General features: G+C 63.8%; 17 protein-coding genes, 1 tRNA gene and 2 pseudogenes. 14 read left to right on the top strand and 6 right to left on the bottom strand.

Translation table 11 applies throughout. The features are described from left to right. Nucleotides 1-100: 100 nt before the first annotated feature. Nucleotides 101-2,947: a TonB-dependent receptor plug domain-containing protein gene (locus tag SOM26_RS17420; RefSeq protein WP_320453974.1), complete on the bottom strand. Its 2,847-nt coding sequence runs from the start codon at nt 2,945-2,947 to the stop codon at nt 101-103. Nucleotides 2,948-3,174: 227 nt separating this feature from the next. Here SOM26_RS17420 and SOM26_RS17415 point away from each other — a divergent pair, with 227 nt between their 5' ends. Then, nucleotides 3,175-5,502, top strand: coding sequence for a S9 family peptidase (locus SOM26_RS17415; protein ID WP_320453973.1), 2,328 nt, complete (start codon nt 3,175-3,177; stop codon nt 5,500-5,502). 837 nt (nt 5,503-6,339) lie between these two features. On the opposite strand, the gene SOM26_RS17410 is transcribed toward SOM26_RS17415, so the two are convergent. After that, entirely contained in the window at nt 6,340-7,449 is a 1,110-nt protein-coding gene (locus tag SOM26_RS17410; protein WP_320453972.1) for an alkene reductase, read from the bottom strand. A 270-nt stretch (nt 7,450-7,719) separates the two neighbouring features. Continuing rightward, a pseudogene (locus SOM26_RS17405) lies at nt 7,720-8,432 on the bottom strand (SDR family oxidoreductase). 148 nt (nt 8,433-8,580) lie between these two features. On the opposite strand from SOM26_RS17405, the gene SOM26_RS17400 reads away from it, so the two are divergent. Continuing rightward, nucleotides 8,581-9,477, top strand: a complete 897-nt coding sequence (locus tag SOM26_RS17400; protein ID WP_320453971.1) for an AraC family transcriptional regulator — start codon at nt 8,581-8,583, stop codon at nt 9,475-9,477. A gap of 228 nt (nt 9,478-9,705) precedes the next feature. Here the strand turns inward: SOM26_RS17400 and SOM26_RS17395 are convergent, their stop codons facing one another. After that, nucleotides 9,706-10,371, bottom strand: a complete 666-nt coding sequence (locus tag SOM26_RS17395; RefSeq protein ID WP_320453970.1) for a Crp/Fnr family transcriptional regulator — start codon at nt 10,369-10,371, stop codon at nt 9,706-9,708. Between the two features lie 209 nt (nt 10,372-10,580). Here SOM26_RS17395 and SOM26_RS17390 point away from each other — a divergent pair, with 209 nt between their 5' ends. The 12 genes and pseudogenes from SOM26_RS17390 to SOM26_RS17335 all read left to right on the top strand — a co-directional run bounded on the left by SOM26_RS17390 (nt 10,581) and on the right by SOM26_RS17335 (nt 21,058). Beyond that, nucleotides 10,581-11,672 (top strand): alpha/beta hydrolase, encoded by a 1,092-nt coding sequence (locus tag SOM26_RS17390; protein ID WP_320453969.1) that lies wholly within the window; start codon nt 10,581-10,583, stop codon nt 11,670-11,672. Between the two features lie 55 nt (nt 11,673-11,727). Continuing rightward, on the top strand, nt 11,728-11,979 hold the full coding sequence (locus SOM26_RS17385; protein WP_320453968.1) for a hypothetical protein: 252 nt from the start codon (nt 11,728-11,730) through the stop codon (nt 11,977-11,979). Nucleotides 11,980-12,602: 623 nt separating this feature from the next. Continuing rightward, nucleotides 12,603-12,854 (top strand): helix-turn-helix transcriptional regulator, encoded by a 252-nt coding sequence (locus SOM26_RS17380; RefSeq protein ID WP_320453967.1) that lies wholly within the window; start codon nt 12,603-12,605, stop codon nt 12,852-12,854. Nucleotides 12,855-13,164: 310 nt separating this feature from the next. Then, the gene (locus tag SOM26_RS17375; RefSeq protein ID WP_320453966.1) at nt 13,165-15,327 is read left to right on the top strand and encodes a TonB-dependent siderophore receptor; all 2,163 of its coding nucleotides are present in this window, start codon (nt 13,165-13,167) and stop codon (nt 15,325-15,327) included. 2 nt (nt 15,328-15,329) lie between these two features. After that, nucleotides 15,330-16,148 carry an alpha/beta hydrolase gene (locus tag SOM26_RS17370; RefSeq protein WP_320453965.1) on the top strand — a complete coding sequence of 273 codons (819 nt, stop codon included), beginning with the start codon at nt 15,330-15,332 and terminating at the stop codon, nt 16,146-16,148. Next, nucleotides 16,145-16,420: a hypothetical protein gene (locus SOM26_RS17365; protein WP_320453964.1), complete on the top strand. Its 276-nt coding sequence runs from the start codon at nt 16,145-16,147 to the stop codon at nt 16,418-16,420. The genes SOM26_RS17370 and SOM26_RS17365 overlap by 4 nt, the downstream gene beginning before the upstream one ends. After that, nucleotides 16,417-16,713 carry a hypothetical protein gene (locus SOM26_RS17360; protein WP_320453963.1) on the top strand — a complete coding sequence of 99 codons (297 nt, stop codon included), beginning with the start codon at nt 16,417-16,419 and terminating at the stop codon, nt 16,711-16,713. The genes SOM26_RS17365 and SOM26_RS17360 overlap by 4 nt, the downstream gene beginning before the upstream one ends. A 6-nt stretch (nt 16,714-16,719) precedes the next feature. Next, nucleotides 16,720-18,318, top strand: coding sequence for a PepSY-associated TM helix domain-containing protein (locus tag SOM26_RS17355; RefSeq protein ID WP_320453962.1), 1,599 nt, complete (start codon nt 16,720-16,722; stop codon nt 18,316-18,318). Between the two features lie 9 nt (nt 18,319-18,327). Then, a complete protein-coding gene (locus tag SOM26_RS17350; protein ID WP_320453961.1) occupies nt 18,328-19,047 on the top strand; it encodes a DUF6796 family protein in 720 nt (239 codons plus the stop codon). 154 nt (nt 19,048-19,201) lie between these two features. Next, a pseudogene (locus SOM26_RS17345) lies at nt 19,202-19,453 on the top strand (IS481 family transposase); the annotation flags it as partial. 316 nt (nt 19,454-19,769) lie between these two features. Beyond that, complete coding sequence (locus SOM26_RS17340; protein WP_320453960.1) at nt 19,770-20,351, top strand: cell wall hydrolase; 582 nt, start codon at nt 19,770-19,772, stop codon at nt 20,349-20,351. 194 nt (nt 20,352-20,545) lie between these two features. After that, a complete protein-coding gene (locus SOM26_RS17335) occupies nt 20,546-21,058 on the top strand; it encodes a Ros/MucR family transcriptional regulator (protein ID WP_320453959.1) in 513 nt (170 codons plus the stop codon). 217 nt (nt 21,059-21,275) lie between these two features. On the opposite strand, the gene SOM26_RS17330 is transcribed toward SOM26_RS17335, so the two are convergent. Further along, on the bottom strand, nt 21,276-22,319 hold the full coding sequence (locus tag SOM26_RS17330) for a tyrosine-type recombinase/integrase (protein WP_320453958.1): 1,044 nt from the start codon (nt 22,317-22,319) through the stop codon (nt 21,276-21,278). A 189-nt stretch (nt 22,320-22,508) separates the two neighbouring features. Further along, nucleotides 22,509-22,585, bottom strand: a tRNA-Met gene (locus tag SOM26_RS17325). Nucleotides 22,586-22,600: the final 15 nt, after the last annotated feature.

Here is a 22,600-nt window from a genome sequence, read left to right as displayed (position 1 = left end):
GTACCGCCTGACAATTCTGATACCGGAACAAAAACATATACAGGACACAGTAGCGGCGGCCCTCAAAGATTATCGAAAACCGCCGAATATGTAGGAAAAATTATCGCGTGAAGCGCAGCCCGACGAAGAAGGTCCGCCCGATCACGTCATAGACGCCTGCCTGATAGCTCAGCTCGAAATTGGCACCGCCAGCTTCGGCGCCCGGAATACGCGGAGGCTTGCGGTCGAAGGCGTTGTTGAGTCCACCGGACAGCTCGATATTCCTGGTCAGCTTCACCCAACCAAAGAAGTCGTTGTAGAAGACGTTGGGCGTGAAGACCGGATCATATTTCGCTGAGGTGATCGTGGTGGCCGCCTTCATTGGCGAGAAGTGGCGCAGCGTCCAGGTCGTGCCCCAGCTCGGCTGGGAATAGGTGGTGCGGATCACGCCCTTCCAGGTCGGGCTGCCGAACACGCCGCGATATTCGGTAATGGTGTTCGGATCGCTGGGGTCCAGCGTATAGCGGCGATTGAGCAGGCGGGTATAGTTGGCGTTGATCGACAGGTTACCCGCGCCCAGACCGAACCGCTCCAGGTCGGTCGCATAGGCCAAGCCGAAGTCGATGCCGCGCGTCAGATACTGCGCCAGGTTCAGCTTCTGCGTGACGACAGACTTGATGTTGTTGCCTGCATCGCGCGTGACCAGCGAACAGAAGACGTTGGTCAGGCTGGGCTGGTCGACGCATTTGTCGATGAGAGTCTGCGCGCCAAAGGCATCGATCGCGTTGCGCAGGTCGATATTGTAATAATCGACCGTCAGCGACAGGCCGGGGATGAAGCGCGGCTGGAGCACCGCGCCAACGGTCAGCGTCCGGGCGGTTTCCGGCTTCAGCGCCAGATTGCCCTTCGAAATGATGTCGCGATAAATCCAGTAGTTGCTCAGGTCGGTCGGCTTGATCGCCGCACAATTGACTGCGGTATATTGCGTCCGGGTGATGCGGTTGGCGAGGTTATAGGCGTTGCAGGGGTCGGTGACCCACATGCCGCCGACGCTGCTCGCAGTGAACAACTCGCCGATATTGGGTGCGCGCACCGCCTGGCCGTACGTGGCGCGGAAACGAATGTCGCGGATCGGGGCCCATTCGCCGCCGACCTTCCAGGTGGTGGTGCGGCCCGCCGTGCTGTAATCCGACAGGCGCACCGCACCGTCGACCGACAGGCTGTCGAAGAAGGGCGTCGCACGCAGGATCGGCGCATGGAGTTCACCATAAGCTTCCTTGACGCTGTAATTACCGATCAGCGGCATCTGCGTCACGCCCAGCGTCGGGTCATATCTCGAACTGTCGGCATTATATTCGGCCGCCACGCCGATATCGTTGCGTTCCTTGCGATATTCGGCACCGATCACCGCTTGCAGCGCGCCGCCCGGCAGATCGAACAGCCCGCCCGAGATATAGCCGGAAGCGACCTGCTGGGTCATGACCGACTTCGCCCAGCTCGACGTGTACTGGATATAGTTGATCATCGGCTGGGTCAGCGTGACGAACGGATTGATCGGCACGCATCCGTTGTTCGGGCTGGTCAGCGTGCTACGGCAGATCGGATTACCCCCCGCGTCGGTGGTGGAATCGAGCCCCTGATACCAGCGCGCATAGGACGTCGCGTTGAAGTCGCGAACCTGTTGCTCGGACCGGCCATAGGAGTAATAGGCGGTGTAGTTCCAGTTGTGCGCCAGCAGGCGGAAATCACCCTCAGCGCCCGCGACCGCCTGCACCATCTTGCGGCGATACTGAGTTTCGGGCGTGCCGACCTCAATGACCCGCCGCGCGAAGTTGACCCCGCCCGCCGGGATCGTCCCGCCTGCCGCCGCGCGCATCTGCGCGGTGATATACGGGCTGTCGGCCGGAACCGCGTCATAACCGAAGGCGGTCAGCGGGGCGTAGGCAGCGGTCGAGAAATTGCGCGCGAAGCTGACATTGCCGAACAGCTTGAACACCTCGCTGAAGTCGTAATGGCTGGCGAGGCGGGTGGAAAAGCGCTCCGACGGGACCGAGAGCAGCCAGCCGTCATAGCGTCCGTGATATTCGCTGCCTTCCCCTGCCAACAGCGTACCCAGCGCCTCGCTGGTATTGCTCATATTGACCGATTGCGGGTTCAGGAAACCCTGCGGGCCGAGATTGGGCGCCCGCAGCGAGCCGTCGGCGGCCACGGCGTAGAGCTGCTTGTTGAGGATCAGCTGCGCCGAGTTGGACGAGTAGATGTTATAGTTGCCATCATAGATGGTGTATTTTGGCGCACTCTTCGTCTTGCCGTAATAGGGATAGCCCTGCGCCGTCCAGGGACGGTCCGCGCCATTGATCCCCTCCGGCTGATTGTCGTAAAATGTATAGAAGGTGACATTACCACGATTGTCTGCGAAATTGGTGCCTGCCAGCAGATCGAACCCGTATTGGCTCATGTCGTTGCGGGTCGAGGCATTGTAGCGGACGTTCGATTCCAGCCCCTGATAATTCTTCTTTAGGATGAAGTTAGCAACACCCGCCACCGCGTCCGCTCCGTAGAGCGCCGAGGCGCCACCGGTCACGACCTCGACCCGCTCGACCAGACTGGACGGAATGTTGCTGAGATCGACCGCCGAGGTGCCAGGAATGGCGGGCACTTGGCGATGGCCGTCGACCAGCACCAGCGTGCGCTGTGTCCCCATCCCACGCAGGTCGAGTGCGTTGATGCCCGCATTGCCCGCCAGATTGCTGGTCTGGTTGGTCTGGGTGATGGCAAGAGCCGGAAGCTGGTTCACGACGTCGGTGATCTGCTGCGATCCGACCGAGCGGATTTCCGCAGCAGTGACGACCGCGACCGGCGACGGGCTGTCCTTGGCGTCGCGACGAATGCGCGACCCCGTGACCAGGACGTCGCCGTTGGTGTCGTCGTCCTTGTCTTGTACCTGCGGTTCGTTCTGCGAACGCATTTCAGTTTGGGCGCACAATTGCTGTGCAAAACACGCGCAGCCCAGCATCAAACCAATGCGAAAAGCCCTTTTCCGATCGATCATGTTTCTTGCCCCCTTCTAATGTATTTCGTATACCAGATATGGTGGACGCAAAGGTGTCAAGGACGCGCCATTCAAAAAGGGGCCGTGTTACGTTTATGCCACAGTGGAAAGCCGGACGGGATTCTCGCGCATTCGGACTATCCATGGCGCTGTCGCTGGTGCTGCCCACGGGCCCGGTGTGGTCACAGGGTCAACCGTCGCCCGGGGTGGCAGCAGCAGCCGCACGTCCTCCCGCCGTGCCCATCGCCGACCGCTATGCCCGTGCCGATCGGCTGCTCTGGCCGCAACTGGCGACCCTGCTCCCCAATGCCTCCCTGCGGGCGGTGTTTACCGAGGGCGACAAGGGCGTGCTCTACCGGACCGGTATTCAGGGCCATCGCATGCTGCGCTATCTCGATCTGGGCAGTCGGGCCGGACGCGAGATCATCGACGAGGCGCGACTGGCGACGTTGCTGGCGGCGAGGATCAGCATGCCGGTCGACCCGCTGGCGCTATCGGTCGAACAGCCCGCCTTCGATACCGCGACCGGTGTGCTCAGCTTCACCGAAATGGATCGCCGCTGGACGCTCGGCCCCGACGGAACGCTGACCGAGGCCGCCAAGGGACCGCCGGACGGGGAAGGCGTCGTCTCGCCCGATGGCCGGTTCGAGGTCGTCGCGCACGGCTACGACCTGCATGCGCGCGAGCGGAAATCGGGACGAGAGGTACGGCTTACCAGCGACGGCACCCGCAACCAGCCCTACGGCCGCGGCATAGCGCTGCTGCCCGACATATTGAAGGCCGGCAGCGAGGAGCCGCCCATGCCGGTCTCGGTCAAATGGTCGGCCGACAGCCGCCGGATCGCGACGTGGCGGCTCGACACGCGCGACGTGCCGCGCCTGTCAATCACGCAGGCCAACCCGCCGGGCAGCCTCTATCCGCGATCCTTCCATTACATCTATCCGCTGGCGGGCGGCACGAAGCTGCCTCGGGCGCAACGACTGGTGTTCGATGTCGAGCAGGCGGTTCGCCATCGCCATGCCAAGCCAGTGATGCTCGATATTCCATCGGAATCGATCCTCTATCCGCAGGATCCCGACTTTTATTGGGAGGGGGATCATGTCCGGTCGGTCTGGACTCAGCGCGGCTATGGCGAACTGCGCGTCTACAATGCCGATCCGGTCACGGGCGCGGCAAAAATGGTCGCGCGGGAGAAAGGCGATCCGCTCGTCTTCGTGACATCCAGCTTCTTCCGGGCAGCGCCAGCGCTCGGCGGCGAACTGGACGTGTCGGAGCGCAGCGGTTGGGCGCAGCTTTATCTTGTGCGTCCGGATGCGCCGGGCCAGGGCTATCCCCTCACCCGTGGCGCATGGGAAGTAACGGGGATCGAGCATGTCGATGCCCCCTCGCGGACGATCCTGCTGACCGGCGTCGGGCGGGAGGCGGACCGGGACCGTTATTACCGCGCGCTCTACCGCGTGACGATGGACGGCGAGCCCCCCCGGCTGCTGACGCCCGAGCCGCTCGACCACGAGGTCACGGTGTCGGAAGACGGCCGCTGGTTCGTCGATGCGATGTCCAGCCCGACCCAGCCGACCCGGACCGTCCTGCGCGATGCTGCCGACGGCCGGATCGTCGCGGAGCTGGGCAAGGCGGACAACAGCGCGCTGCGGGCGATTGGCTATCAGGCAACTGAGCCCTTCTACGGTGTCGCGGCGGATGGCGTCACGCCGCTGCGCGCCATGATCTACCGCCCGATCGGCTTCGATCCGAACCAGCGTTATCCGGTGATCGACAATGTCTATACCGGCCCAACGACCACCCAGGTCCCGGTCGGCTGGCGCGACACGATCTCCGCCAGCTCGTCCAGCGTGGCGCAGATCGGGGCCGTGGTGGTCATGATCGACGGGCGCGGCACGTCCCGGCGGGGCAAGGCGTTTCGCGCGCCGTCCTACCAGAATCTGGGCGAGGTCGGGCTGGACGATCATATCGCGATGATCCGCCAAATGGCGGCACGATATCCCTCTATCGATGCGAGCCGGGTCGGCGTTTATGGCGGTTCGGCGGGCGGCTATGACGCAGCGCGCTTCATGTTGCGGCGGCCGGAATTCTTCACGGTCGGACTTGCCTGGTCGGGCAATCACGACCTGCGGCTCGACAAGGCATGGTGGCCGGAGGCATCAATGGGTAATGCCGACAACGCTACCTGGGAACGCAATTCCAATATGGCGGTGGCAGGACAGTTGCGGGGCAAGCTGCTGCTCGTTCACGGCGATATCGACGACAATGTGCCCGTAACCGAAAGCCTTAGGTTGGCCAAGGCGATCATTGATGCGGGCCGCGATGTTGACTTGGTGATCCTACCGAACACACGCCATTCGGTCTATCAGCCCTTCTTCTGGAGAAAATTCCGCGACTATTTCACGCGTAATCTGCTGGACGAGAATCCGCCGCAATTAGCCGCCTTACCGTCCAGTAACGCCCAGCATTGAGGCAATTTTTCGGGATTTATCACTGCACCGTAGCACGCAACAGGCTTCATGTAGCGCGACGTTTTGAGCAGATGTGAAAGCTTGCGGCGGGCATCAGTGATGAATGTGCGCCACCGAGATGATGATAGGATTCGGCCGAACTACGACCCAGTCGCGGTCATCGAGCGCCCCCTACCCGCTTCCCGATTTCCGACATTCGTTCATGTAAATATTTCATGGCAGCGAAGGCTTGGCTCAGCCACGGAGCGCCGAAGGTAGGTCGAGCTAGCCATTCGCCTTTGGGAAAAGCGGAGGCTGCGGCATCGGAGTAAAAAACCTCCGCCTCGGCGCGCTTTGCGCTTGCACAATGCTGTTCGCAGTTGCAGCATGGCAACGCCTTTCAGGCATCCTCTCCTAATGCCTTCGGGTCGGCCTGCGCCGGCCCTTTTTTTTGCTAAGCAAGGGGCTGAGGGCACGGCTCTAAACGTCCGCTCACGCCAAATCCCTGAGCGTCTGTTTTTAGCTAGAGCGGCCACCCCGCCCTTCCACGGCGATGACCCAATCCCGGACATTCAGGTGTCACCTTCGGAGCTCCAACTTCGGACCCCCATTAATGTCCGAAGCGGGGAGTGCGTCATATGCGCTTTCCCCGGCGAACCACACGGCAGCTTCCCGAGGAAAAATTTAGAGAAGCAGCGCCAATGGCAGCTCTGTCGGCGCGGCGGCTGGACTTGCGATCGCCCCTGCGCCGACAGTGGCCACAACCCCGACCCCGCTCACCGACCCCCGGAGTCCTCATCGCGATTAACCTGCGGTATGAGCTCGATCCTACGGCTGGCTCTGATGTGGGGGGCTGGCTCAGCCGCGATCCGGGTTTCCGCGCATCGTCGGCCAGTCCGAATAGCCGACCGACCCGCCGCCATACCAATATTCTTTTGGCGCCTCTGCAAGCGGCGCACCTGTGCGCAGGCGATCAACGAGATCGGGGTTGGCAATGAAGGGCCGCCCCATGCTGAACAGGTCAGCATCGCCACACTCAAGAACCTCCTCGGCCAGCTTGAGCGTGTACTGGTTGTTCGCGATATAAGCCCCTTTAAAGCGCTTGCGCAGCGCAGCAAAGTCGACGCCATCTGCGTCACGTGTCTGCTGCGTCACGCCCTCGATGTCGTGGACATAGAGCAGGCCGCGCTGAGACAGCGCATCAGTATAGGTGCCGAAGGTTTCCATCACGGTGCTGTCGATCGGCGTCTCGCCGGGCATTGTCGTTGCTGGCGACAACCGGATGCCGACACGCTCTGCGCCCCAAACGCCGACGACCGCGTCGACGACCTTGAGGGGGAAGCGCAGACGGTTTTCGATTGACCCGCCATAGCGGTCGGTTCGCCGGTTGGTGCTGTCGCGTACGAACTGTTCAAGCAGATAGTTGTTCGCCGAATGGACTTCGACTCCATCGAACCCTGCCGCCTTGGCGTTGGTGGCGGCGCGGCGATAATCCTCGACGATGCCAAGAATCTCGTCGGTTTCGAGCGCGCGCGGCGTGACGTGGTCCTTCATCCCTTCTTTGGTGAAAGCCTGTCCGACCGGCTTGATCGCAGATGGCGCGACTGGCGGCTCTCCGCCCTGTAGGTCCGGATGTGAGATGCGGCCAGTATGCCACAATTGAAGAAACATCACGCCGCCGCGATCATGGACAGCCTGCACGATCGGGCGCCATGCCTCGATTTGCTGGTCGTTCCAGATGCCCGGTGTCAGCGCGTAGCCGACTGCCTGTGGCGAGATGTTGGTCGCCTCGCTTATTATGATCCCAGCGCCAGCGCGCTGTGCGTAATAGTCTGCGGCGAAAGCGGGCGGAAGCCCGTCGTCGTCCGAACGGCTGCGCGTCAACGGCGCCATGACGATGCGGTTGCGCAGCGACAGGTCACCGATCTGGACGGGCTGCAATATGGGCGATGCGGAATGGTCGGGCATGGTCGGCGATATCCATCAAGCAGTGCAAGATCAGAAACGCTGAACGGACAAGCTGCCGTTACGGTCCGGCGTTCGGCCGCATTCATGGTCGGTTGAACCGATCTGGAAGAGATGCTGGTGGCGCGTTGACGGTCGCAATGCCCTCCTATGCGATCATGACCGAACCCCAGTCGTTTCGATCCCCTCCTGGCTACCTGATCTCAGCGCTCGTCAATGTGTACGAACCCGTCGTTTGGGCGTCCCCGCTTCGGCACCGGCACGCCCAAGCAATCACATGTCCGCTGCGGTCGGGCGAACGATCACCTCATTGATGTCGACACCATCCGGCTGCTCGATGGCATAGCGAACGGCTCGCGCGATCGCATCCGGCGTCAGCGACTTCTTGCGCCATCCGGTCAGGGCCACCGCAACCTCAGGATCGGTGATATCATGACCCAGTTCGGTGGCGACTACGCCCGGCGTGATTAACGTCGAACGGACCTCGTCATGCTCCTGCCGCAGCCCTTCAGTGATGGCGCGTACGGCATGTTTGGTGGCGCAATAAACCGCGGCGGTCGGCATCACCATGTGCGCGGCGACCGAGGCGACATTGACGACATGGCCGCTTCGCTGAGCCACGAACCGCGGCAGGACCGCGGCGATGCCGTTAAGGACGCCGTGGATGTTGACGTCGACCATCCGCTTCCATTCGCAGCCAGCGGCGAAAGCGGCATCACACCCGCATTGTTGACCAGCACGTCAACACGTCCGAAGCGCGCTTCAGCGGCCTCCACGAACGCGTCGAAATCGGCGCCGTCGGTGACGTCGAGTTCGCGCCAGGCGACGGCCTCGCCCAGTTTCTCCGCCAGTGCCTTCAGACGCTCTCCGCGACGCGCGCCGATGAACAGCCGGGCGCCGGTCTCAGCCAGTTCGCGCGCAGTTGCCTCGCCAATCCCGCTCGACGCGCCAGTGATGAGGACGACCTTGTCGATATTTCCTGCCATGATGGGGTCCTTCCGTTGTGGTGACGGGACGCAGATGGTCTATCGCCCGTGTCGGGCGGTAGAGCGATCGCCCGAATGGCTTGCACGATCCTCCAGAATTAGCGCCGGGTGCTTGCCCATGACGCGCGAGTCAGGAAGGATCGTCACCATGGACCGGATCGCCGAACTCTCCGCCCTCATCGATCGACACGTCGTGGACACAGGCATTTGCAACACGGCGATGCCGCATGTGTCGCTGATCCGAGCCGACGCGCCGAGCACCCCCACGCCTGCCGTCTACGAGGCCTCCCTTTGCATAATAGCCCAGGGGTCGAAACGGGTGTCGATCGGCGAGCACAGCGTCGTCTATGATGCGGCTCATTACCTCTTGGTCTCGGTCGACTTGCCGTTGGTCGGCCATGTGCTCGATGCAAGTCCCGAGCGACCCTATCTCTGCTGCAAGATCGATCTCGATGCCGCGATGCTGGCCGATCTCATGGCGAGCGAAGGCGGCGGGGTGGCCCGTACGGATTTGCCGGTGCTCGGCGTCTACCCCGGCAATCCCGACCTGATTGACGCGGCATGCCGGCTGGTCGGGCTGCTCGACCGACCCGACACGATCCGCGCGTTAGCGCCGCTGATCGAGCGCGAGATCCTCTATCGTCTGCTCACCGGACCGCACGGTCCGATGCTTCGTCACGTTGCGACCGCTGGCAGCCATCTCAATCAGGTCAGCCGCGCGATCGCCGCCATCCGCCGCCGTTTCGATGCGCCGATCCGCATCGACGACGTCGCAACCGAGGCCGGGATGAGTTCCTCCTCTCTTCACGCACACTTCAAGGCGATCACCGGCATGACGCCGCTGGAATATCAGAAGCAGCTGCGGTTGCAGGAGGCCAGACGCCTGATGCTGTCCGAGGGTGCCACGGCGAGCACGGCAGGCTTTGCTGTCGGCTATGAGAGCCCATCGCAATTCAGCCGCGAATACAGGCGACTATTCGGTGCGCCTCCACGTGCCGACATCGAACGGCTCCACGCTGCGCCAGCAGCCGCCATGGCGCTGTGACGATGGCCTGGGTGGCGACCGGTGCTGCGGACTACTGGGATCGGCTGAGGCTGGCAAGACGATCCAATCCCGGCCGTTCGCGACATATTTATCGCTCCCCAGCTGCGGTCATTCGTTCATCTCAATCGCTACTGCTCATCCAATTCTAAGGACGAACCGCTGGCGATGAGGACTGTGCAAGCAGCCACTGAGGTCGCCCCAGGCGCCATCGTCCACAAATCTATAGGATCAGAGGCTGAGTAAGCGTCGGTATTCCGCCTCAGCGAACCCATAGGTGTCGCCAGCAAGCCGCAGCAGCCGCTCCCTATCACGCACGATGACGCGCCTGCGTACGGAGCGGACAGCCTCATCCTCTTCAAGCTTGTGGAGTGCGTCGGTCACGCTGCTGCGACGGACGCCGAGCATTAGCCTGAACTCCTCATGCGTCATGCAGATGTCGTCCTCGCGTACTCGGTCGTGGTAGAGAAGAATCCATCGCGCCATCCGCCGTTCAGTCGAATGCGCGAGCGACGAAACGATCGTCTTGGACATCTGGGTCATGACCACGTCGACGAAACGGAGCAGGACGGTTCGGATCGTGGGACGTTCGGCGAGTATCCCGTGCAACGCTGCGGCCGATAGCCTCATCGCCGTGCCGTGTTCGGCCCTCATCACCACGTCATGCGACCAGCGCCCGTTGCCGAGCAGCAACTGCCAACCGATAAACCCCTCATTCCCGAACAGCGCGACCGCGTAGCGGCGGTCACCCTCAAGCGAGTCAAGTATCGCGGCGATCCCGGTCAACGGGAAGCAGATGCTGTCAGCCGCATCGCCGGCGCGCGCAATCATGTCGCCGTTGTGGAACGGCACCAGTTCCAGATGCGGCGCAAGGGCGGCACGGTCAGCGTCGTCCAAAGACGCAACAGTGCATTCGCCTCACACGGCAGTGCATTTGGCCTGTGCGTACCATCCGCCGTCGAAGCCCGATCATCCATGCCGCCGCCCATACTGCCCAACCTCACTGCCCAAACGCTTGGGTCTACTTTCGTACCGAAACGCTGAAGGTCGCCCGATGGTTGTGAAACGGATAGTTACGGGAGGGATATTTGCGCAGAACCATTTCCATGCTGATCGCTGCGTCGACCGTGATCGCAGGCGTTCCAGCTCTGGCTCAGTCAGCCCGCTCGATTACCGCCCCTCCCCCGCCACCGCCGCCCGCGACATCCGTGCAGCCCCCAAAGGCCGCACCCGAAATGCAGTCGGTCCTAGACGCGCTCGCGTCGCTCGGCGGCAAGCCGATCGAGACGCTCACGCCTGTGGAAGCTCGCATGCAGCCGTCGGCCGCAGACGGCGCCAAGGCGGCGATGCAGAAGAAGGGTATGTCGACCGCGCCCGATCCGTCGGTGACGACGCAGGACCTGCCGTACGGCAGCGCCCCCAAGCAGTTCGCACGCATCTACAAGCCTACCGGTGCGCCCGCAGGTGGCAAGCCGATGCCGGTCATCGTCTACTATCACGGCGGCGGCTGGGTCATCGCCGACGTCAACACCTACGATGCCGCGCCGCGGGCCATGGCCAAGGCGCTCAACGCGATCGTCGTTTCGGTCGAATACCGCCATGCACCCGAATTCAAGTTCCCCGCGCAGCATGACGATGCGGCCGCGGCCTATCGCTGGACGCTGCAGAATGCGGCAAGCTGGGGTGGCGACTCCGCACGGATCGCGACAGTCGGCGAGAGCGCCGGCGGCAACCTTGCGATCGCGACCGCGATCTACGCGCGTGACAACGGCCTGACGGTGCCGCGACACATCGTCTCGGTCTATCCGATCGCGAACAGCAGCATGACGCTGCCCTCGCGGAAGGATTCGGCGAACGCGAAGCCGCTGAACACCGCGATGCTGCCGTGGTTCGGCTACTACTATCAGACGAGCAACGCCGATGCGCAGGATCCGCGTCTCAACCTGGTCGCCGCCAACCTGCGTGGTCTGCCGCCGACGACGATCATCAACGCGCAGATCGATCCGCTGCGCTCGGATGGCGAGACCCTGGCGGCGGCGATGCGGGCGGCCGGTGACAAGGTCGAGCAGAAGACCTTCCCCGGCGTGACGCATGAGTTCTTTGGCATGGCCAAGGTCGTGAACGGCGCCAGGCAGGCGAACGATCTCGCAGTCGCACGGCTGAAGACGGCGTTCGAAGCGCCTGCATCCCGCCGCTGAACGTGACGGCGGCGGCACCGAGCCGCCGCCTCCTTGCTGGAGAGGACCACCGACCATGACCCAAACCCCCGTCCTTTATTCTCCCGACGCCGAGGATGTGAAACCCGACGAAGCCGAGACGATCACGAAGCTCAACGAGACGTTCGACAAGATCCTCGAGACGACGGCGGAGGATTACGGTCATGCGGTCCGTTCGGTCCACGCCAAGGCGCACGGCTTCCTCGAGGGGACCTACCGACGCTCCGCCGATTTCCGGGCTCGCGTGAACGGCTGCCCCTACCACGAGCCTGCTGGCGGTCGTGCCTGACCGGCGAAGGTGACGTGCGATCCTTGGACACTCAACGTTGGCAGGTCGGCGTGGAGATTAACGGTGCGCTGGCCGTTCTGGCCGTGGTCCTGTCGGCGCATCCAAAGCATTGATAGAACGGCAGAGTCCACCACCGCACGCAAAAGGTCGCACCGCCAGGAGGCTGACGAATGCCGATGATTACCACTGGCGACCTCAACATGGAGGTGTCGCTTTACGGCGCGGAAGAGGGGCAGCCGCTGCTCCTCATCCATGGCTGGCCGGATGACGCGTCGACGTGGGATCAGGTGGCACCCGCTCTGGCCGTGGAAGGGTTGCGCGTCACCCTCGCCAGACGCGCCCGGCGCGTCACGCCAGCGTGGGGGCACCCCGCGCTGTCCGCTGACGGTGCGGAGGCCGCACCGTCACCCGTCAGGGATCGCAACCCGCATGGGCCGAGACGGCACGGCTCGGCGCCGCGCCAGCGGCGTAGAGCCCGGTCCTGCGACATCGCAGGAGACGGCATCGCTCTACTGTCTGAATGTCCCTCGACAGTGCCGTCAGGACCTCAGCGAAGCCCTACTACTAATCATGCAAAAGCAGGACCTTGGCGGCTCCCTTCCCAAGAACCGCGAGGTGATGTCATGTCCACCAACCCCGACCGCATCCTGCGTTTGAAGGCCGTCCTCGACCAGACCGGGCTTTGCCGATCCACCCTCTACCGCAAGATGGCCAACGGCACCTTTCCGAAGAACATCCGGCTCAGCACCCGCTGCGTGGGCTGGCGGGCATCGGCGATCGACGATTGGCTGCGCAACCCTATGTTCATCATTTCGCCGGATAAGCGCATTTGCGAACCATCGCAGCGTTCCAACTTGGTTTCAGAAATTACCTAAAATCTGCCGCCCCGAGACGCTTGTACCGCGAAGATGCTTTGTTACCCCAACTGGCGTGATGTAGGACAAAGCCGTCATTCGTGCGCTCGGCGGCGATGGACGGCTTCCGGCAGGGAACGGACACAAGGCAGCCGTCAAGCAATGGCGGTCGCGTCGCGATTCAGCAAGGCGGGCGCTGTATCAGACTTCCCTGTCATCGCAGTTGCTTATCAGATGCGATTGACTCGCATTATCTTGTGCTATTAGACGCCCCTCGAAATCTTTCAGGAAAGGCACCGTCGGGGACGGCGGAGACAGGGGCGGGAGACCTATGAAGATACATTGGGGCCTTGGATTGCTGCTGTCGTCGGCGGCTTCGCCGGTGGCGGCGCAGGAGAATAACGGCGACGCGTTGCGCGATACGGATATCGTCGTGACCGCGACGGGACAGACCCAGGCGACGTCGGGCACGAAGACCGCCACGCGGCTGATCGAGGTGCCACAGTCGATCTCGGTCATCACGCGCGAGGAACTGGACGTCCGCGCGGTCCACAGCGTGACCGAGGCGCTCGCCTATACCGCCGGCGTCCAGGCCGAGCAGGACGGCATCGACAGCCGCGCCGACAGCTTTTCGGTACGCGGCTTTGCTGCGGGAAGCTTCAGCGACAATCTGTTCCTCGACGGCATTCGCCTGCCTGCCGGTGGGCAATGGACGCGAACCGCCTTCGATCCTTTTGCGCTCCAGCAGATCGAGGTGCTGAAAGGCCCGTCGGCGGTGCTGTTCGGGCAGGTGGCGCCCGGCGGCATCGTCAATCTGGTGACGAAGCGCCCGACGGCGCAGCCGCGCGGGGAGATCATGCTGCAGGGGGCAGGATTCACCAACCTCGGCAAATGGCAATATCAGGGCGCGGCGGACGTGTCGGGGCCGATCACCGCCGACGGTACGATCCGGGCGCGGCTCGTCGGCCTTGCGCGCTACGGCGATGCCCAGATCGATGATATCAAGACCGGGCGCTATTACATTGCGCCCAGCCTCTCCTGGGTGCCCGATGCCGCCACCAGCATCACGCTCATGGGCCAGTATCAGCGCGACGAGGGCGGATCGACTTTCCAGTTCCTTCCCTATGTCGGATCGCAGCAACCGGGCGCGGGCGGCCGCCATATCCGCCTCGACGCGTTCCTGGGCGAGCCGCAATTCAACACCTATGATCGCAACGAGTATCTGCTCGGATACGAATTGCGCCATGCCTTTTCCGGTCGGCTCGAGCTGCGACAGAATGGCCGCTACACCCGCGTGGAGACGCTGTTCCGGGGAACCGTGCTGCGCGGGGGAACGCTCGCCAACGGGCAGACGATCAATCGTCGCGCGGTACAGGGCATCGGCCATTCCGATGGCTATGGCCTGGATACGCGGCTCGAAGGTCGCATCGACACTGGCGCGCTGGAGCACCGTGTGCTGGTCGGCGTCGACATGCTCGATACCGAATGGCGGCACCTGCGCGACCTGTCGACGAACGTTCCGCCGATGCCCGACATCTTCAACCCCGTGTCGCAGGGCATCGGGAGAGTGCTGCAGACGCTTGCGCCGCAAGTCCATCTGAATGCACGACTGGAGCAGGTCGGCGCCTATGGCCAGGACCAGATCACGCTTGGCCAGCTTCATGTCACTCTGGGTGCGCGCTATGACTGGGCGAAGAACCATCAGGTCAACGAACTGGCGACCGGCAGCACCGATCCGGTGACGCTGACCAAGGCGGACAAACTGACATGGCGGGCGGGCGCGACCTGGGTCTCGCCAAGCGGCCTTGCGCCCTATGCCAGCTATTCCACCTCGTTCCAGCCGACCACCGGCCAGTATTTCGACGGCACGCCGTTCAAGCCGACGACCGGCGAGCAATATGAGGTCGGCGTCAAATACCAGCCGCGCGGCAGCAACGCGCTGCTCACCGCCGCGCTATACCAGCTCACCCAGAACAACCTCGCCAGTCCCGACCCGGACGAAAGCCATGTCTGCGCGGGAACGATCTGCCAGGTCCAGACCGGACAGGGCCGCATCCGGGGGATCGAGCTGGAGGGCAAGGCGACGCTGATAGGCGGGCTCAGCATGATCGCGACCGGCACCTATATGGATAGCGAGATCACGCGCGCCGCGCCGGGGCAGCAGGGCAACCGGCTGACTCAGGTGCCCGAATGGATGGGATCACTGTTCGCCGACTATCGCTTTGCCGAGGACGGTCCGCTGGGCGGCGTCGGACTGGGCGGCGGGGTGCGCTATGTCGGCGTCTCGTACGGCGACACCGCCAATGCGTATCGTGTACCCAGCTACACCTTATACGACCTGTTCCTGCGCAAGGCCTTTGCCAGCGGCATCATCCTGTCGGTCAATGCACGCAACCTGACCAATCATCGCTATGTCGCGCTCTGTTCGTCGGCGTCATCCTGTTACTATGGTTCGGGGCGGACGCTGAACCTGCGACTGCAATACCGGTGGTGAGCATGTTCGCGGCCATCATGCTCGCCTTGGGGGCGCCCGGTGCGCCGGTCACGAAAGAGCCTTTGGCGGCGACGCCTTACACGCTGTCGAACAGCGTCGAGCAGGTCGTCCATGCCGAAAACGGCGAGGCCTATCGCGTCATGATCGCCTGGCCGGAGGGACCTCCACCGCCCGCTGGCTACCCGGTCCTGTATGTACTGGACGGCGAGGACAATTTCGCGATCGCGGCGCTCACTGCCCGTCGGCTGGCGCGGGCCGGTGCGCGGACGGGCATATCCGAGGGCATCGTCGTCGGGATCGCGGCCGGGCCTTTGCCGCGCCGCACCCGCGACTATACGCCCGCCACGCCGGGCTGGACGATCCCTGCGAACCGGCCTGCCAGCGGCATGGCGACGGGCGGGGCCGAAGCGTTTCTCGACTTCGTCGAGCGGCAGGTGCAGCCGCTGGTCCGGCAGCGCTGGCGGGTCGATCGCTCGCGGGAGACGTTGCTCGGGCATAGTTTCGGCGGCCTGCTCGCTCTCCATGCGGCACTGACGCGACCGGCGATGTTCGGTGGCGTCGTCGCGGTCAGTCCGTCGCTGTGGTTCGGTGATGGTCTGATCGCGCACGAGGCCGCGGTCGCCAGGAGATCGCCCCGGATACTGATCGCCGAAGGCGACGGAGCCGCCGCCTCTCCGGCTGAACTGGCCCGATCGCTGGATGGCGGTGAGAACCCTGGCCGGGTGCATTTCCTGTCACTGCCGGGTCAGTCGCACGGGACGACCATGTTGGCGGCGATGGCTCCGGCGATCCGCTTCGCCTTCTCGGGAGTGGAACGATGATCGTGGCGTGGTGCGCGGCGTTTGCGACGGTCGGTGGGGCATTGAGCCTCTATGTCGGTACCCCGCATCAGGCGTTGGTACGTCACCATGTCGACAGACGTCCTTATCGGATGGCCGGAGCGCTGCTCGTGCTGATCGCGCTGGTCCTGCTGCTGACGATAGAAGGACCGGCGACCGCCGTCTTCACCTGGGCGACCGGCACAATGCTGGTGTGGAGCATCGTGCCCGCCATCGTCCGCTGGTGGCGGTTACGGCGGGAGGCGGTGCGATGAGCCGCGCGCCGCTCACCAGTCGCGACTGGCTCGGCAAGGCCTCCGCCGCAACCATTCTCGGCTTCACCCTGACCATGGCGCTGACCTGCACCTTCGCGGCGCTATGCGCGACCGACGATGATGTCTTCAGCGCGCAGCGACAGCTTGCCATGTGGCTGGCGTCACCGATCTGGTGCGCGATCCTCGGCCTCTGTTTCCTGTTCCGCAGCGGCGCGCGGGCATGGGGCTGGCTCGCGTTCGCCAATCTGCTGGCCTGGGCGCTTTACGTCGCCACTCGCCTTCTTCTCGGATGATCGCCGATGCGGACCGATGTCATAAAGACCTATAAGGACGTGCATAGCTGGGTCGGGATCATCGCGGGGCTGGCGCTGTTCATCGCCTTCTATGCGGGGGCGATCACGATGTTCGCCGAGCCGCTGAACCGCTGGGCGTCCGCGCCGACCAACATCTCAACCCCGCCGGCGCTCGATCGCACGCCCGAGTTGATCGAGAAAGTGTTGCGCGCGCGGCCCGACGCGCGCGCGGCCTATACGGTGCATTTCGAAACCGGGCCCGATGAGCCCGCGCGGCTGAGCTGGGCCACCGGCAACCGCCGCGCGCCGGGCCCGACCTTCCTCGCCGCGCTGGCGCCCGATGGGACGGTACAAGTGGTGCGGCAAGACGCGTCACCGGTCGCGGAGTTCGTCGATGTACTCCACCAGAAGGTCGGCCTCCCGCTCGGTCGCAGCGCGGCAATGCCGGTCATGGGCGTGATTGCGCTGCTCTATGCCGTGGCGATCATCTCCGGCGTCATCTGTCTGCTGCCCAGTCTGGTGAAGGACCTGTTCGCGCTGCGCTTCGGCAAGAACGTCAAGCGGATGTGGCTCGACCTGCACAATCTGCTCGGGTTGTTCAGCCTGCCGTTCCACATCGTGATGGCGATTACCGCCGTCATCTTCGCCTTTCACGACCAAATCTACGAGGCTCAGGGCGCGGTGCATCAGGTCGGTGCGGCCAAGGTCGAGCGGCGAGCGCCGCCACCGCCCGGTCCACCGAAGCCGCCAGCGTTCGAAGCGGTGCACGGCACGCTGTCGCCCGCCGAACTGCAGCGACGCATCGAGACGCAGGCGCCCGGCTTCGCGCTCCGCTCGATCACTTATCGTTACGATGCGAAGAACGGCGCGCACGGCGACATCACCGGGGTCGATCCCCGCTATGGGATGCGTGCGCCGACCTATGGTCGGGCGGAGATCGACACCCGCACCGGCGCGATAACCGGGGCGGACTATATGCCGGGGCGTCAGGGGCCGTGGTTCGCGGCGGTGACATCGTTCTTCACGCTGCATTTCGGCAGCTTCGGTGGCGCGCCCGTGCGCTGGTCCTATTTCCTGCTGGGTCTGGCCGGTGCGTTCCTGTTCTACTCGGGCAATCTTCTCTGGATCGAGAGCCGCCGCCGCAAGGAGCGCAAGGCGGGTGCAGTGACGCAGACCCGCGCCACCCGCGTTTTGGGGAGCCTGACGGTAGGCGTGCCGCTGGGCTGTATCGCCGGCATCTCGCTGACGATCGCTGCCGCCAAATGGCTTCCCGCCGACGAGGGCGATCTCGCCGCATGGCATAGCCGCATCTATCATCTGGTGTTTGTCGCCGCCGTTATATGGGCCTTGGTACGCGGTGCGGCGCGCAGCGGGTCGGAGTTGCTGTGGCTAGCTGCGGCGGCGACCGCCGCCATTCCGCTTACCACGCTATTGTCGCCTGTGCTGGCCCAAGGCTGGAGCCATGCCGGCGCGAGCCGACTGGTCGACCTGGTCGCGATTCTCGGCGCGAGCGGTTTCGCCATGATGGCGCGCGCCGCCTGGCGGCGGTCCGTGGCTGGGCCGCGCGACAGCGTCTGGGCCGATCCTGCCACTGCAACGATATAGGAGCGCGACATGAACCTTTTTGCGATCCGGGCCGCCGGGATTGCCGGCATTCTCGGTGCGATCTGCTGGGCGATCGGCGATGTCCTGCTGGTGGGCGGCACGGCGTCACCCGATCAATTCCCGCTGTTGTTGCGCGACTATGCCGACCGCATTCCGTTCAAGGCGCTGGCGTGGATGCTGCCATTCGACGAGCCAAGGCTCGCCGCGGGGGCGATGATCGCCGACCTGTCGATTCCGCTATATCTGGCCGGGAGCTGGCATCTGTATCAAGGCGTGAAACCGGCCGGAGGCATCCTGCCCTTCGCCGCGTTCTTGCTGCTCTTCTGCGCCAATGCCTGGTCGCCGCTCGGCCATGCGTCCTTTTACTACCCCGCCATGGTGTACAAGACGATCCCGACGCTTCCCGCCGCTGCCCATCCAGCGCTGCTGACACTGGGTGCGCAGTTCAGCTGGATGCAATCGACCGCATGGTTTCTGGCGGTGATCCCGCTTGGACTCGGCATGGCACTGCTATGTGCGACGATCCTGGCTCGCCGGACCCGTTATCCCCGCTGGTCAGCGGTGATCCTCAACCCGGTCGCGCCGCTGCTGCTCGCCGCTATCGGCGCGGCGTTACCGCCCCCGGTCGGGCCATGGGTCTTCGCCGCCGTCCTCAATGTCGGGTTCTTCATCGTCTATGCCCTGTCGACGGTCCTGCTGTGGAATGGCGGCAGGACTGTTGCGCGATGATGAAAGAGGATCGCTACTGAGGGAACTGTCAAACAAAGGCGGACGGATCTCGGGTCGCCGCAGTTCGGTCTATGATGTCGCCGCTCAGCTGACGAGCGACTTCCACTCAGTTAGTGCGGCGGAGCGTCGCTCCTTGTAGGTCACCAAACCGAACCACCCGTGGACCAACGGCCAGTTCGAGCGGATGAACCGGATGATCAAGGAGGCGACCGTCAAGCGCTTCCACCACGGCAGCCATGACCAGCTGCGGACGCACCTCGCCGACTTCATCGCCGCCTATGCTTCGCCCGTGGCTGAAGACGCTCAGCGGCCTCACGCCCCACGAGCACATCGCAAAATCTGGACGTCAGAGCCGGACCGGTACATAGTCAACCCGATCCATCAGATGCCGGGCCTGAACACCTAATCAGTGCGAACGGCAGCTACCGTTGAGACCAGACGTTCGCCGGGGTGAACGCGAACGACACATTTTGGTCGGGAGTTGCCTCACTATCTCACCGTTAACACCACTGCCGTGCAGCGGCTTGGTGGAATGGGTCAAGCTCGTTCCTCTGCCAGCGTTCGCTCCCGCCGAAGCCTGGGTACGTTATCAAGCGCAGCGAGCGCGATCGACGCTGCCTTGCACCGCGCGCTGCGCTAGCATGTCGGTGATGGCATCCCGACGAACCCCATATGCCTCCAGGAGCCGCCCGGTACGGCGCGACGTTGCCGCGGAGCGCTGGTTGCTGCTGCTCTTCGTCGTGGCAGCCATCGCAATCGCTGCTGGCCTTCTAGATAAGGTCGGCGTTGCTCCGGAGACGAAGCCGCCCGGGAGGATGACGATGGCGCAGGCCCGCGCCTCGAACGCCAGGGTTCCCGTCGTTGCTGCGCGTGTCCGCTCAGCGCCCTATCGCTTTCGTGGCGGCCCCGCCGAACGCGCACAAGCCGTCGACTGCTTGGCCACCTCAGCCCTCTATGAAGTGGGTGATGACCCGCGGGGCCAGCGCGCCGTCATTCAGGTCATTCTCAACCGCGCGCGAGCCCCTGGCTTTCCGCGCACCATTTGCGGCGTCGTCTACCAAGGTTTCGACCGGACCACGGGCTGCCAATTCTCGTTTACCTGCGATGGCTCGATCAAGCGGCGCACGAAACATTTGGGCTGGTCCGCGGCGCGACGCGTGGCAAGCGAAGCGCTTGCCGGCCACGTCTTCACCGATGTTGGCCGCGCCACGCACTATCATGCCGACTGGATGGTGCCGTATTGGCGCGACACAATGACCAAGGTGGCAAAGGTCGACACCCACCTCTTCTACGTACGCCTCTGAGCGGCTTGGCTATTTCTGTGCCATCATTTTACGTGGGGACATGATGAAACACATCTGCCGTCTATCGAAAGAAATCACTGCTTGACGCCGCGTCGTTATTGCTGCTGCAAGACCGTATGCTGTGACATGGCCGTTTACGGTTCTCCGGAACCGCGCAGCGTTTAACACTCCTGCCACTCCCATCTGGATTAACCATGGCTGACGAAACCATCACCGATCCCGCGCATGCGGTCGAACTCGCGACCGAACTGACCATTGCCTGGCTGGGCAATCCCAACACGCGCATCGATGCCGAGCAGGTCCCGACCTTTCTGGGCAGCATGCACAGCGCCATCCTGAAGCTGGCCGGCGGCGGCGAGGCGGCGGCAACGGATGCCGTAGACACCACCGAATACACGCCTGCGGTGTCGGTGCGGAAGTCGCTGGCCTCGAAGGACCACATCATCTCGATGATCGACGGCAAGCCCTACAAGACGCTGCGCCGCCACCTCGCGACCAACGGCCTGACGCCGGAGGAATATCGCGAGCGCTATAACCTCAAGGCCGACTATCCGATGGTCGCCGAGAGCTATTCGGAGAGCCGCCGGGCGATGGCCAAGAAGATCGGCCTCGGCCGCAAGCCGGGTGCCAAGGTGGCAACGACCGCCAAGCCCATGGGCGCCCGCGCCGCCAAGAGCGCCGCTCAGGCGCATCTGTCGGGCGAATAACTGGTCAGGCAGGGCTGCCTTCAAGACAGCCCTGCCTATCACTCTCCACTAGGCCCAAGGCCTCATCGACTGCTGGCACGGCGTTCAGATGGCTTTGGATGAACCGGGCCCAGTCCTCGAGCATGCGCCGACGCGGAGAAAGATAGAGCGCGACGTTATAGGCCCCCCTCACCTCATCGCGTTCGACATGGGCGAGCGCCATCTCAATCCAGTCGGCCTAATAGCATTCGGCCTCATTGACCCAGGTCGAGGCGAGCCCGCGAAAGCCGTGCACGGTCTGGCGGCCGCGATAGTCCATCCGGTAGCAGGCATAGATCATCGTGTTCTGCGAGATGGGCTGGCCGGGCTTTTCCCCGGCAAAGACATAGTGCGGCGAGCTATAGACCAGCACGTCCTTGAGCAGCGCGACAACCGCCGGCGCCAGCGGCACGACATGCTCGCGCGCCATCTTCATGCGCTCGGCTGGCACCCGCCACAGCGGCGCAGGCCCATCGAAATCCTCGAACTCCGCCCAACGGGCATGACGCGTCTCGTTGGTCCGCGCCCAGGTCAGCAGCGTGAATAGCAGCGCTGCGCGGGTCACCGCGCGACGCCGCGGCGTCTCCTCGCCATCATAGCCGTCAATCGCCCGGATCTGCGCCAGCCCATCGCTGCGGCCAATACGCGGCATATGCCGGGTGCGCGGTTTGGGCTTGAGCAGTTGGCCGAGATGCTCGGCCGGATCACGCTCGGCCCAGTCATGGGCGATGGCAAAACGGTAGACCTGGCTGACATGCTGCTTGAGGCGGCGGCTGACGTCGAGCGCGCCGCGCGCCTCGACCCGCCGCACCATCGCCAGCACATCGGCCGGAGTGATGACGGACAACCCCAGCTTGCCGAGCACGGGAAAGGCGTCACGCTCGAGTCGGGTCAGCAGCCTCGTGGCATGCCCGGCATCGAGCGCGTCGAGGCGGTGGCCATGCCATTTGCGCGCCGCTTCCTCAAAGGTCATCTGGGTCCTGGGCTTACTGGCCGCCCCTGGATCACCCCCCTCGCCCAGTACCACGCGCGCCTTGGCGCGGCGCAGCCGCGCCTCCGCCAACGACACGCCGGGATAGGCACCAAAGCTCAAGAGCTTTTCCTTGCCGCCGAACCGGTACTTCATCCGCCACAGCTTGGAGCCGTTGGGGCGGACGAGAAGGTAGAGGCCTTCGCCATCGGTGAGTTTATAGTCTTTTGCCCGCTTGGTGGCGTAGCGGACTTCGAGCTCCTTGAGGGCCATGGGGGTATCTCCTGCCGAGGCTGGGATGATACCCACGAAAATACCCCCAAAGGCAAATCGACGTCCTGGCATCGGGAGGCCTCGACTGGGACACGATGAGAGACCCTGAACGAGGGCTAAGCCACGAAAAAAAGACACAAAAAAGCCGCCACGGGGTTATCCGGGCGGCGTATGGTATATGCGGCGTAATGGTTGCGGGGGCAGGATTTGAACCTGCGGCCTTCAGGTTATGAGCCTGACGAGCTACCGGGCTGCTCCACCCCGCGAGAAGGGGGAAATTG

This window comes from Sphingomonas sp. CFBP8993, from assembly GCF_034044895.1.
In the GTDB taxonomy this organism is placed as follows: domain Bacteria; phylum Pseudomonadota; class Alphaproteobacteria; order Sphingomonadales; family Sphingomonadaceae; genus Sphingomonas.
Note: the sequence above shows the minus strand (reverse complement) of the source record. Positions and strands in the feature narration are given on the sequence as shown.

What these genes read in the sequence shown, in the direction of transcription:
- SOM26_RS17420 (WP_320453974.1), bottom strand. Translation starts at nt 2,947, where the DNA reads ATGCGTTCGCAGAACGAACCGCAGGTACAAGACAAGGACGACGACACC.
- SOM26_RS17415 (WP_320453973.1), top strand. Translation starts at nt 3,175, where the DNA reads ATGGCGCTGTCGCTGGTGCTGCCCACGGGCCCGGTGTGGTCACAGGGT.
- SOM26_RS17410 (WP_320453972.1), bottom strand. Translation starts at nt 7,449, where the DNA reads ATGCCCGACCATTCCGCATCGCCCATATTGCAGCCCGTCCAGATCGGT.
- SOM26_RS17400 (WP_320453971.1), top strand. Translation starts at nt 8,581, where the DNA reads ATGGACCGGATCGCCGAACTCTCCGCCCTCATCGATCGACACGTCGTG.
- SOM26_RS17390 (WP_320453969.1), top strand. Translation starts at nt 10,581, where the DNA reads ATGCTGATCGCTGCGTCGACCGTGATCGCAGGCGTTCCAGCTCTGGCT.
- SOM26_RS17385 (WP_320453968.1), top strand. Translation starts at nt 11,728, where the DNA reads ATGACCCAAACCCCCGTCCTTTATTCTCCCGACGCCGAGGATGTGAAA.
- SOM26_RS17380 (WP_320453967.1), top strand. Translation starts at nt 12,603, where the DNA reads ATGTCCACCAACCCCGACCGCATCCTGCGTTTGAAGGCCGTCCTCGAC.
- SOM26_RS17375 (WP_320453966.1), top strand. Translation starts at nt 13,165, where the DNA reads ATGAAGATACATTGGGGCCTTGGATTGCTGCTGTCGTCGGCGGCTTCG.
- SOM26_RS17370 (WP_320453965.1), top strand. Translation starts at nt 15,330, where the DNA reads ATGTTCGCGGCCATCATGCTCGCCTTGGGGGCGCCCGGTGCGCCGGTC.
- SOM26_RS17365 (WP_320453964.1), top strand. Translation starts at nt 16,145, where the DNA reads ATGATCGTGGCGTGGTGCGCGGCGTTTGCGACGGTCGGTGGGGCATTG.
- SOM26_RS17360 (WP_320453963.1), top strand. Translation starts at nt 16,417, where the DNA reads ATGAGCCGCGCGCCGCTCACCAGTCGCGACTGGCTCGGCAAGGCCTCC.
- SOM26_RS17355 (WP_320453962.1), top strand. Translation starts at nt 16,720, where the DNA reads ATGCGGACCGATGTCATAAAGACCTATAAGGACGTGCATAGCTGGGTC.
- SOM26_RS17350 (WP_320453961.1), top strand. Translation starts at nt 18,328, where the DNA reads ATGAACCTTTTTGCGATCCGGGCCGCCGGGATTGCCGGCATTCTCGGT.
- SOM26_RS17335 (WP_320453959.1), top strand. Translation starts at nt 20,546, where the DNA reads ATGGCTGACGAAACCATCACCGATCCCGCGCATGCGGTCGAACTCGCG.
- SOM26_RS17330 (WP_320453958.1), bottom strand. Translation starts at nt 22,319, where the DNA reads ATGGCCCTCAAGGAGCTCGAAGTCCGCTACGCCACCAAGCGGGCAAAA.